Origin of the sequence: Kitasatospora sp. NPDC127067 (assembly GCF_042724755.1) — a bacterium.
In the GTDB taxonomy this organism is placed as follows: domain Bacteria; phylum Actinomycetota; class Actinomycetes; order Streptomycetales; family Streptomycetaceae; genus Kitasatospora; species Kitasatospora lactacystinica.
In genome coordinates, this window is record NZ_JBHXEM010000189.1 from 1 (window position 1) to 12,313 (window position 12,313).

The window sequence follows — 12,313 nt, forward strand, 5'->3', positions numbered from 1 at the left end:
TCTCCTCGGCACGCAGCGGCTCGGGACTGCCGACCGCGCAGGCCCTGGCCCTGTTCGACCGGGCGATCACCCTGCCCGTACCGCACCTGCTGCCGGTGACCCTCGACCTCCGGGCGCCCCGGACGGGCGGGATCCCCCCGCTGTTCCGCGCCCTGGTGCGGGCCCCGAGGAGCCGCGCCGCCGAGCGCGGTGCCGGCGGCCGGGCCGCGGTGCTGGAGCAGCTGCGGGGCCTGGACGCCGAGCAGCGCCGTGCGCACCTGCTGGACCTGGTGCGGGCCCATGTGGCGACCGTGCTCGGCCACGCCGGGGTGGACGCGGTCGGTGCGAAGCAGGCCTTCAAGGACCTCGGGCTGGACTCGCTGACCGCCGTGGAACTGCGCAACGGGCTGAACGCCGCGACCGGGCTGCGGCTGCCCGCGACCCTGGTCTTCGACTACCCGACCCCGGACGCGCTGGCCGACCACCTCGCCGAGGCGCTGTCCGAGCGGGTGGCGCAGGCCCCCGCCCCGGCCGCGCCCGTCCTCGCCGCGAACGCCGACGAGCCGATCGCGATCGTCGGCATGAGCTGCCGCTACCCCGGGGGCGCCAACGACCCCGAGCAGCTGTGGCGGCTGCTGGCCGAGGGCTTCGACGGGGTGACCCCGTTCCCGGCGGACCGCGGCTGGCGGGTCGGGGACGCGTCCTACGCCCCGCGCGGCGGCTTCCTGGACGACGTCGCGGGCTTCGACGCCGAGCTGTTCGGGATCTCGCCGCGCGAGGCCCTGGTGATGGACCCGCAGCAGCGCATCCTGCTGGAGGCCTCCTGGGAGGCCTTCGAGGCGGCCGGCCTGGTCGCCCCGGAGCTGCGCGGCTCCCCGACCGGCGTGTTCGTCGGGGCGTACGCCTCGACCTACGGTGTGGGCGCCCAGCTCCCGCCCGGCGCGGAGGGCTACCTGCTGACCGGAACCTCGATGAGCGTGGTCTCCGGCCGGGTGGCGTACACCTTCGGCCTGGAGGGCCCGGCCGTCACGGTGGACACCGCGTGCTCCTCCTCCCTGGTGGCGATGCACCTGGCCGCGCAGGCGCTGCGGCGCGGCGAGTGCGAGCTGGCGCTGGCCGGCGGCGTGGCCGTCCTGGCCGGTCCGAACATCTTCGCCGAGTTCGACCGGCAGGGCGGACTGGCCTCCGACGGCCGGTGCAAGCCCTTCGCCTCGGCGGCGGACGGCACCACCTGGTCCGAGGGCGTCGGGGTGCTGGTGCTGGAGCGGCTCTCCGACGCGCTGCGCAACGGCCGTGAGATCCACGCGGTGATCCGCGGCAGCGCGGTCAACCAGGACGGCGCCTCCAACGGGCTCACCGCCCCCAACGGGCCGTCCCAGCAGCGGGTGATCCGGCAGGCGCTGGCCGACTCCCGGCTGCTCGCCGCCGAGGTGGACGCGGTCGAGGCGCACGGCACCGGCACCAGCCTGGGCGACCCGATCGAGGCCCAGGCGCTGCTGGCGACCTACGGCCAGGACCGTCCGGCCGACCGGCCGCTGTGGCTGGGCTCGATCAAGTCCAACATCGGCCACACCCAGGCCGCGGCCGGTGTGGCGGGCGTCATCAAGATGGTGCAGGCGATGCGCCGCGGTGTCCTGCCCGCCACCCTGCACGTGGACGAGCCGACCCACCACGTGGACTGGTCGGCCGGGGCGGTCGAGCTGTTGACCGAGGCGCGCCCCTGGCCCGAGGCCGACCGGCCGCGCCGGGCGGGAGTGTCCTCCTTCGGCATCAGCGGCACCAACGCGCACATCATCCTGGAGTCCGCCCCGAGCCCGGCCGGGCCGACCACCACGGGCCACGGCCCGATGGAGCCGATCGGCGCGGGCCGCGGACCGGCGGGGCCGACGACCATGGGCGAGGGCCCGGTGGTGTGGCCGCTCTCCGGTGGGACCCAGGCCGCCCTGCGTGAGCAGGCGCGCTCCCTGCGCGTCCACCTCGCGGCGGCGCCCGCACCCGAACCGGCCGACGTGGCATGGTCGTTGGCCACCACCCGGGCCGAACTGGAGCACCGGGCCGTCGCCGTCGGACGGGACGGCGCGGACCTGCTGCGCCAGCTCGACCGGCTCGCGGCCGAGGAGGCGGCACCGGCGGCCGCGGGCGGCCCCGGGCGACTCGCCTTCCTCTTCACCGGGCAGGGCGCGCAGCGGGCCGGGATGGGCCGGGGGCTGTACGAGGTCTCCCCGGTGTTCGCGGCGGCGTTCGACGCGGTCTGCGCGGAGCTGGACCGGTGGCTCGACCGGCCGGTCAAGGACGTGGTCTTCGAGGGCGTCGACCTGGACCGGACGATGTGGGCGCAGGCGGGCCTGTTCGCCGTCGAGGTCGCCCTGTACCGCTGGGCGGAGTCCTGCGGCCTGGTCCCGGACTTCCTGCTGGGCCACTCGATCGGCGAGGTGGCCGCCGCCCATGCGGCGGGCGTGTTCTCGCTGGCCGACGCCTGCGCCCTGGTGGCCGCGCGCGGCCGGCTGATGCAGGCGCTGCCCGAGGGCGGCGCGATGCTCGCGGTGCAGGCCGCCGAGGCCGAGGTGCGTTCGGAGATCGGTGACCGGCTGGACGTCGCGGCCGTCAACGGCCCGACCTCGGTGGTGGTTTCGGGTCCGACGGAGGTGGTCGAGGAGTTCGCCGGGCGCTGGGCGGCCGAGGGCCGCCGGACGAGCCGGCTGACCGTCTCGCACGCCTTCCACTCGGCCCTGATGGAGCCGATGCTGGCCGAATTCACCGAGGTGCTGGCCGGGTTGACCTTCAACGAGCCGCGGATCCCGATCGTCTCCAACCTGACCGGCGCGGTGGTCGACCCCGAGGAGATCCGGACGCCCGGGTACTGGGCCCGCCATGTGCGCGGCACCGTCCGGTTCGCCGACGGCATCGCGCACCTGGCCGGCCGGGGCGTCACCCGCCACCTGGAGCTCGGCCCGGACGGCGTGCTGTGCGGCATGGCCCAGCAGTCCGTCACCGAGGGCGTGTTCGTCCCGGCGCTGCGCCGCGGCGAACCCGAGGAGGCCGGGACGGCGCTGCGCGCGCTCGGCCGGCTCTGGGCGGCCGGCGTCGAGGTCGACTGGCCGGCCGTGCTGCCGGCCGGACGCCGGGTGCCGCTGCCGACCTACGCCTTCCAGCGGACCAGGTTCTGGCTGGAGCCCGCCACCGGCGTGGGCGACGTGGGCGGCGTCGGCCAGAGCGCGGCGGACCACCCGCTGCTCGGCGCGACGGTCGCGCTGGCCGGCGGGGACGAGGTGCTGCTGACCGGAAGGCTGTCGCTCGCCACCCAGCCCTGGCTGGCGGACCACGCCGTCCTCGGCCGGGTGCTGGTGCCCGGGACGGCGTTCGTGGAGATGGCGCTGCGGGCCGGGGAGCAGGTCGGCTCGACGATCCTGCGCGAGCTGCTCGTGCAGTCCGCGCTGCCCCTGCCGGCCACCGGCGGGGTGCAGGTCCAGGCGCGGGTGGCCGCCCCGGAGGAGAACGGCGACCGCCGGGTGGAGATCCACGCCCGGCCGGACGAGGGCGAGGCGCCGTGGGTGCGCCACGCGACCGGCGTCCTGGGCGCCGGGGGCGCGGCGCGGGAACACGACCTCGCGGCGCAGGAGTACGACCTCGCGGCCTGGCCGCCGCCGGGCGCCGAACCACTGGCGCTGGACGGCTTCTACCCGGCCCTCGCCGAGGGCGGGTACGGCTACGGGCCGGCCTTCCAGGGGGTCCGGGCGGCCTGGCGCGACGGCGCGACGGTCTACGCCGAGGTGGCGCTGCCCGAGGAGGCGGCCGCGGCCGCGCCCGGGTTCGGGCTGCACCCGGCGCTGCTGGACGCGGCGCTGCACGTGATCGGCTTCGTCGAGGCCGGCGGCCCGGTGCCCCGGGTGCCGTTCGCCTGGACCGGCGTCCGGCTGCACGCCACCGGCGCCACGGTGCTGCGCGTCGCGGTCACCCCGACCGAGGACGGCGTGCTGATCCGGACCGCCGACGGGATCGGCGCGCCGGTGGCCTCCGTCGACTCGCTGGTGCTCCGCGAGACCGCCGTCGAACAGCTGCCGGAGACCGGTCGACAGCCCGGTCGGGACTGGCTGTTCGCGGTCGACTGGACGCCCGTGCCGGCCCTGCCGCCGGTGGACGCCTCCGCGTGGTGGGTGCTCGCCGGGGACGGGACGCCGGCCGTGGCCGGGGTGCCGGGCGAGCGGATCGACTCGCTGGCGGGACTGCCCGCCGGGGCGCAGGCACCCCCGGTGGTGGTGCTGCCCCTCGTGGCCCGTCCCGCCGCCGACACGGACACCGACACCGGTGCCGCCGCCGACACCGTCGGCGACGCGGGTGCCGCGCTCCGGGCGGCCTCCGAGACGCTGGCGACCGTCCAGCAGTGGCTCGCCGACGAGCGGTTCGATTCCTCCCGGCTGGTGGTGCTGACCTCCGGCGCCGTCGACCCGGCCGGCCGGGTGCGCGACCTGCCCGGCGCGGCGGTCTGGGGCCTGCTGCGCTCGGCCCAGTCCGAGCACCCGGACCGGTTCGTCCTGGTCGACGCGGACCCCGGGGACGACGCCTGGCACCCGTACGCGACCGGTGCCGAACCGCAGCTGGCGGTCCGGGACGGGCGGGTGCTGGTGCCCCGTCTGGCCCGGGCGCGGGCCGGCGCCGCAGCGCCGGCCGACACCGCGGCGCGCCCCGGTACGGGAGCGCCGACCGAGCCCGGCGGCACCGTCCTGGTCACCGGCGGCACCGGCGTGCTCGGCGGACTGGTGGCCCGCCACCTGGCCGCGGCGTACGGCGTGCGGCACCTGCTGCTGCTCAGCCGGCGCGGTGCGGACAGCCCCGGAGCCGCCGAACTGACGGCGGAACTGGCCGCACTCGGCGCTCGCGCCGAGGTGGTGGCCTGCGACGCCGCCGACCGCGACGCGCTGGCCCGGGTGCTCGCCGCGATCCCGGCTGAGCGCCCGCTGCGCGGGGTGGTGCACACCGCCGGCGTGCTGGACGACGGCGTGGTCGAGTCGCTGACGCCCGACCGGGTCGCCACCGTGTTCCGTCCCAAGGCCGACGCGGCCGTGCACCTGCACGAGCTGACCGCGGGGACGGACCTGGAGCTGTTCGTGCTGTTCTCCTCGGCGGCCGGCACCTTCGGCTCGCCCGGCCAGGCGAACTACGCGGCGGCCAACTCCTTCCTGGACGCCCTCGCGGCGCGGCGCCGGGCGCTCGGGCTGCCGGGCCTCTCGCTCGCCTGGGGCGTCTGGGCGGAGGCCAGCGCGATGACCGGGCACCTCGGCGACCGGGCCGCCCGGCTCGGCGACGGGCTGACCGCGGAACAGGGCCTCGCGCTCCTGGACGCGGCGCTGGCCACCGACCGCGCCCACCTGGTGCCGGTCCGGCTCGACCTGCCGGCCCGGCCGGGCACCGCCGACAGTGCCGTCCCGGCCCTGCTGCGCGGACTGCTGCCCGGCGGCCCGCGCCGGGCGAACGCGGCCGCCGACGGCCCCTCGCTGCCGCGTCAGCTGGCCGGCCGCACCCCCGCGGAGCAGGCCCGGATCGTCCTGGACGCCGTCCGGGCGGACGTCGCGCAGGTCCTCGGGCACGCCACGGCGGAGGCCGTCGCGCCCGACCGGGGCTTCGTCGACCTCGGCTTCGACTCGCTCACCGCGGTCGAACTGCGCAACCGGCTGTCCGCCCGGACCGGGCTGCGGCTGCCCGCGACGCTGGTGTTCGACCAGCCGTCGGCCGCCCGGGTCGCCGAGTACCTGACCGGGCGGATCGCCCCGCCGCGCACCTCGGCCGCCTCGCTCACCGACCGGGTGGAGCGGATCGAGGCCGAGCTGGCGGAGGCGGCCGAGGCGGAGCGGATCACGGTGGTCCGGCGCCTCCAGGCGCTGCTGGCCCGCTTCGAGGACGGTGCTCCCGCCGCCGGGTCGCCGGACGTGGTGGCCGGCCTGGACACCGCCACCGACGACGACCTCTTCGACTTCATCGACAAGGAACTGGGCGCCTCGTGACCCTGCTGCCGAACCCCTACCCGACACCCTGTGAGGCCTGACATGGCGGACGAGCAGAAACTGCGCGACTACCTCAAGCGCGTCACGGCCGAACTGCACCAGACCCGGCAACGGCTGCAGTCCGCCGAGTCGGCCGACCGCCAGCCGATCGCGATCGTCGGCATGGCCTGTCGGCTGCCCGGCGGCGTGGACGGCCCGGACGCGCTCTGGCGGCTGGTGTCCGAGGGCGTGGACGCCGTCTCCGCCTTCCCCGAGGACCGCGGCTGGGACGTCGGCGAGGACGCCGGATTCGCCCGCAGCGGCGGCTTCCTGCACGACGCGGACGGCTTCGACCCGACGCTGTTCGGCATCTCGCCGCGCGAGGCGACCGCCATGGACCCGCAGCACCGGCTGCTGCTGGAGGCCTGCTGGGAGGCGTGCGAGCGCGGCGGCGTCGACCCGTACGCGCTGCGCGGCAGCCGCACCGGGGTGTTCGCCGGGCTGATGTACCGGGACTACGCGGCCCGCATGATCGACGTCCCCGAGGGGGTGGACGCCTACCTCGGCATCGGCAACATGAGCAGCGTCGCCACCGGCCGGATCTCCTACACCCTCGGCCTGGAGGGCCCGGCGGTCACCATCGACACCGCCTGCTCCTCCTCGCTGGTCGCCCTGCACCTGGCCTGCCAGTCGCTGCGCTCCGGCGAGACCACGATGGCCTTCGCGGGCGGCGCCACCGTGATGGCCTCCCCGGACACCTTCACCGGTTTCGCCCGGCAGGGCGGGCTCTCCTCGGACGGCCGCTGCAAGTCCTACGGCGCCGGCGCGGACGGCACCGGCTGGGCCGAGGGCGTCGGGATGCTCCTGCTGGAGCGGCTCTCGGACGCCCGGCGGCTCGGCCACCAGGTGCTCGCGGTGGTCCGGGGCAGCGCGGTCAACCAGGACGGCGCCTCCAGCGGCCTGACCGCGCCCAACGGCCCCGCCCAGCAGCGGGTCATCGAGGACGCGCTGGCCAGTGCGCGGCTCACCACGCTGGACGTGGACGTCGTCGAGGGCCACGGCACCGGCACCCGGCTGGGCGACCCGATCGAGATCCAGGCCCTGCTGGCGACCTACGGTCAGGACCGGCCCGAGGACCGGCCGCTGCGGCTGGGCTCGGTGAAGTCCAACCTCGGGCACACCCAGGCCGCCGCCGGCGTGGCGGGCGTCATCAAGATGGTCCAGGCGATGCGCCACGGCACCATGCCGCGCAGCCTGCACGCCGAACAGCCGACCCCGCAGGTCGACTGGTCGGCCGGCGCGGTGCGGCTGCTGACCGAGGCCGAGCCCTGGCCCGAGCTGGACCGGCCGCGCCGCGCGGGCGTCTCCTCCTTCGGCATCAGCGGCACCAACGCCCACGTCGTCCTGGAGCAGGCCCCGGAGGCCGAGGCCCCGGCCGATCCCGGGCAGCCGGCCCCCGGCGTGGTGCCCTGGCTGCTGGCGGCCCGCACCACCGAGGCGCTGCGCGCCCAGGCCGGTCGGCTGCACGCCTTCGTCGCCGACACCGAGCCCGACCCGGTCGACGTCGGCCGCTCGCTGCTCTCCCGGGCGCCCCTGGAGCGGCGCGCCGTCGTGCTCGGCGCCGACCGGGACCGCCTGGCCGACGCGCTCGCCGCGCTGGCCGGGGACCTGCCCGACAAGGCCGTGGTCACCGGGGTGGCGGGGGAGGGCCGCAGCGCCTTCCTGTTCACCGGCCAGGGCGCCCAGCGGACCGGGATGGGCCGCGAGCTGTACGAGGCCTTCCCGGTGTTCCAACGGGCCTTCGACGCGGTCTGCGCCGAGCTGGACCCGCGCCTGGAGCACTCCGTCAAGGACGTGGTGTTCGGCGGGAGCCGGGACCTCCACCAGACGGTGTGGGCCCAGGCCGGGCTGTTCGCGCTGGAGGTGGCCCTCTTCCGGCTGTTCGAGTCCTTCGGCGTGCTGCCGGACTTCCTGCTCGGCCACTCGATCGGCGAGGTGGCGGCGGCGCACTGCGCCGGGGTGCTGACCCTGGCGGACGCCTGCGCCCTGGTCGCCGCGCGCGGCCGGCTGATGCAGGCGCTCCCGGCCGGCGGGGCGATGCTCGCCGTGCAGGCCACCGAGCCCGAGGTGGCGGCGGCCCTCGCGGCCGTCACCGGCACCGCGGACGTGGCCGCGCTCAACAGCCTCGGCTCGGCGGTGGTCTCGGGCACGGCGGACACCATCGACGAACTCGCCGCCCACTGGACGGCCGAGGGCCGCAAGACCAGTCGGCTGACGGTCTCGCACGCCTTCCACTCGGCCCTGATGGAGCCGATGCTGGACGAGTTCCGGGCCGTCCTCGCGACGCTCTCCTTCGCCGAGCCCCGCATCCCGATCGTCTCCACCCTCACCGGCGCGGTGGAGGACGAGCTGCTGCGCACCCCCGACTACTGGGCGCGGCAGGTCCGCGAGACCGTCCGGTTCGCCGACGGCGTCGAATGCCTCAAGGCCCAGGGGGTCGGCCGGTTCGTGGAACTCGGCCCCGACGGCGTGCTCACGGCGATGGCCCGCGAGAACCTGCCCGAGTCGGCGCTCACCGCGACGGCGCTGCGCAGCAGCTGGCACGACACCGGGGTGTTCGTCACCGCGCTGGCCGACCTGTGGACCCGCGGCACCGCGGTCGACTGGCAGGTGCTCTTCGACGGCCACGGCCGCCGGGTCGAGCTGCCGGTCTACCCCTTCCAGCACGAGAAGTACTGGCTCCACCCGGTGGCCGCGCCGGCCGGCGGGCCCGTCGACCCGGGCCTCTGGGCGGCACTGGCCGGCGAGGACGCCGACGCGATCGCCGACCGGCTCGACGTGACCGACCCCGGGGTCCGGGCGTCGCTGCGCACCGCGCTGCCGCTGCTGTCCGACTGGCACCGGCGCGATCGCGAGGAGGCCGAGGTCGCGGGCTGGCGCTACCACGTCGGCTGGGAGCCCGTCCCGGACGCCCCGGCCCCCGCCCTCACCGGCGACTGGCTGCTGGTCGTGCCCGCCGCGACGGCCGACGACGAGCGGGTGCGCGCCCACCGGGACGGCCTGACCCGGCACGGCGCCACGGTGGTGACGGTGCCGGTCGCGGCGGACGCCGCCGACCGGACCGACCTGGCCGTCCGGCTGCGGCAGGCCGTCGGCGACGGGCGGCGGCCCGCCGGCGTGCTCTCCCTGCTGGCGCTGGAGACCGGGCCGCACCCCGAGGTGCCGGCGCTCCCCGGGGGCACGGCCACCACGCTGCTGCTCGTCCAGGCCCTGCTGGACGCCGGGATCGACGGCTCGCTGTGGTGCGTGACCGAGGGCGCGGTGTCCACCGGTGACCACGAGCCGCCCGCCGAGCCGGGCCAGGCGCCGGTCTGGGGCCTGGGCCGGGTCGCCGCCCTGGAGCACCCGCAGCTGTGGGGCGGTCTGATCGACCTCCCCGCCGGGGCCGAGGAGGAGGACTACGACGCGCTGGCCGGCCTGCTGACCGCCGCCGACGGCGAGGACCAGCTGGCGGTCCGCCCGGAGGGCGTCTTCGCCCGCCGGCTGCTGCCCGCCCCGACGGCCGACCCGGAGGCGCCCGCGTGGCAGCCGCGCGGCACGGTCCTGGTGACCGGCGGCACCGGCGCGCTCGGCGGGCAGGTGGCCCGGTGGCTGGCCGCCGGCGGCGCCGAGCACCTGGTGCTGGTCAGCCGGGGCGGCCGCGGCGCCCCCGGGCTGGCCGGGCTGGAGGCCGAGCTGACGGAGCTCGGCGCCCGGGTCACGGTGGTCGCCTGCGATCTGTCGGACCGCGCGGACGCCGCCCGACTGGTCGCCGAACTCGACGCGATGGAACCGAAGTTGAGGGCCGTCGTGCACGCCTCGGGGGTCAGCGCCTCGGCGCCGCTCGCCGACACCACCTTCGCGGAACTCGACCGGACCGCGGCCGGCAAGGTCGCGGGCGCCCGGCACCTGGACGAACTGCTCGACCAGCGCCGGCTGGACGCGGTCGTGCACTTCTCCTCCATCGCGGGCGTCTGGGGCGTCGGCGAACAGGCCTGCTACGCGGCCGCCAACGCCTACCTCGACGCCCTGGCGCAGCGGCGCGACGCCGAGGGCGTGCGCGCGCTGGCCGTCGCCTGGGGGCCGTGGGACGGCGGCGGCATGGTCGACCAGGCGATCAAGGAGCCGATGCGCCGGCGCGGCATCTCGCTGCTGGCGCCGGACCGGGCGATGCACGCCCTGCAGCGGGCGCTGGACCTGGACACCGGAGCGGTCACCGTCGCCGACATCGCCTGGGAGCAGTTCGTTCCCGCGTTCACCGCGCTGCGGCCCAACCGGTTCTTCGCCGAACTGCCCGAGGTCCGGGCGCTCGCCGCGGTCACCGTCACCGAGGGCGAGGACCGGAACCGGCTCGCCGCCCTGCGCGAGCGGCTGGCCGCCCTGCCGGGCGCCGACCGCGAGCCCGTCCTGCTGGACCTGGTCCGCACCCACGCGGCCGTGGTGCTCGGGCACGACGGCCCGGCCGCGATCGACGTCGACCGGCCGTTCCGGGACTTCGGCTTCGACTCGCTGGCCGCCGTCGAACTGCGCAACCGGCTCGGCGAGGCCACCGGCCTGCCGCTGCCCGCCACCGTGGTGTTCGACCACCCGACGCCCGCGGTGCTGGCCGCCCACCTGCTGGGCGAGGCGCTGCCCGACGACGCGGCGGCGGCCCTGCCCTCGACGGCGGAGCTGGACCTGCTCGAAGAGGCGCTGCTGGCCCGGGCGGAGGACGACGTGGACCGGGTCCGGGTGGTCCTGCGGCTGGAGGCGCTGCTCACCCGCCACCGGGGCGCGGGCGGCGGCGACCCGGTCGCCTTCGACGACCTGAGGGACCAGCTCAGCAGGGCCAGCAACGAAGAGCTCTTCGACGTGATCGACCGGGATCTCGGCCTCTCGTGAGCAGGGGTGCGTGGTGGCCGGGGACAATCTTGGAAGGCGGCAGTTTCGATGGCAGATGATGCGCGGCCGATGGCGGACGACGCCCAGCGGCTCCGCGACTACCTCACCCGGGTGGTCGCCGAGCTGCAACACACCCGCCGGAGGGTCCGGGACCTGGAGTCCGCGGCGGGCGAGCCGATCGCCATCGTCGGGATGAGTTGCCGCTACCCGGGCGACGTGCGTTCCCCGGACGACCTGTGGCGGATGGTCAGCACCGGCCAGGACCCGATCGGTCCGCTGCCCGCGAACCGCGGCTGGGACCTCTCGCTGGCCGACGAGCCGTCCTGGGCGGGCGGATTCGTCGAGGACGCGGGGGAGTTCGACGCGGACCTGTTCGGGATCTCGCCGCGCGAGGCGCTGGCGATGGACCCGCAGCAGCGGCTGCTGCTGGAGACCTCCTGGAAGGCCTTCGAGGACGCCGGGCTCGACCCGCTGTCGCTGCGGGGCTCCAGCACCGGGGTCTTCGTCGGCGTCACCTCGGTCAGCTACGGCCCCGGGATGGACCTGCCGGAGGACGTGGCCGGCCACCTGATGACCGGCACCGCCTCCAGCATCGCCTCCGGCCGGGTGTCGTACACCTTCGGCCTGGAGGGCCCGGCGGTCACCGTGGACACCGCCTGTTCCTCCTCCCTGGTCGCGCTGCACCTGGCCGTCCAGTCGCTGCGCGAGGGCGGTTGCGACCTGGCGCTGGTCGGCGGCGTCACGGTGATGACCACCCCGATGCAGATCGTCGAGTTCGGCCGCCAGGGCGGTCTGGCCTCGGACGGCCGCTGCAAGGCGTTCTCCGACGAGGCCGACGGCGCGGGCTGGTCCGAGGGCATCGGCCTGCTGCTGGTCGAACGGCTCAGCGACGCCCGGCGCCGCGGCCACCAGGTGCTCGCGGTGGTCCGCGGCAGCGCGATCAACCAGGACGGCGCCTCCAACGGCCTCACCGCCCCGAACGGCCCGGCGCAGGAACGGGTGATCCGCCGGGCGCTGGCCAACGCCCGGCTGAGCGTCGAGGACGTGGACGCCGTGGAGGGCCACGGCACCGGCACCCGGCTCGGCGACCCGATCGAGGCCCGGGCGCTGCTGGCCACCTACGGGCGCGGCCGCTCCGCCGAGCGCCCGCTCTGGCTCGGCTCGATCAAGTCCAACATCGGCCACACCCAGTCCGCCGCCGGGGTGGCCGGCGTCATCAAGATGGTCATGGCGATGCGCGACGGCACCCTGCCGCCCACGCTGCACGCGCAACGGCCCTCCGCCCAGGTCGACTGGTCGCCCGGCACGGTCCGGCTGCTGACCGAGCCGCGGCCGTGGCCGGGCGCCCACCGGCCCCGCCGCTCGGCGGGCTCCAGGGGGGGGGTGTGCGGCCCCCAAGCCCCCGGCAAACAGGGGCAGGCCCCCGGGCCCCCGCC

The 12,313-nt window shown here is 76.7% G+C and carries 3 protein-coding genes; all 3 read left to right on the forward strand.

From position 1 onward, the window contains the following. The coding region (locus tag ACFWJ4_RS38705) for an SDR family NAD(P)-dependent oxidoreductase (RefSeq protein ID WP_380553370.1) at positions 1-5,978 on the forward strand (5,978 nt) is incomplete at its 5' end. A 30-nt stretch (positions 5,979-6,008) separates the two neighbouring features. Further along, positions 6,009-10,877: a type I polyketide synthase gene (locus tag ACFWJ4_RS38710; protein ID WP_380553373.1), complete on the forward strand. Its 4,869-nt coding sequence runs from the start codon at positions 6,009-6,011 to the stop codon at positions 10,875-10,877. 69 nt (positions 10,878-10,946) lie between these two features. Then, positions 10,947-12,313: beta-ketoacyl synthase N-terminal-like domain-containing protein (locus tag ACFWJ4_RS38715; RefSeq protein WP_380553376.1), on the forward strand; the 1,367-nt coding region annotated here is incomplete at its 3' end.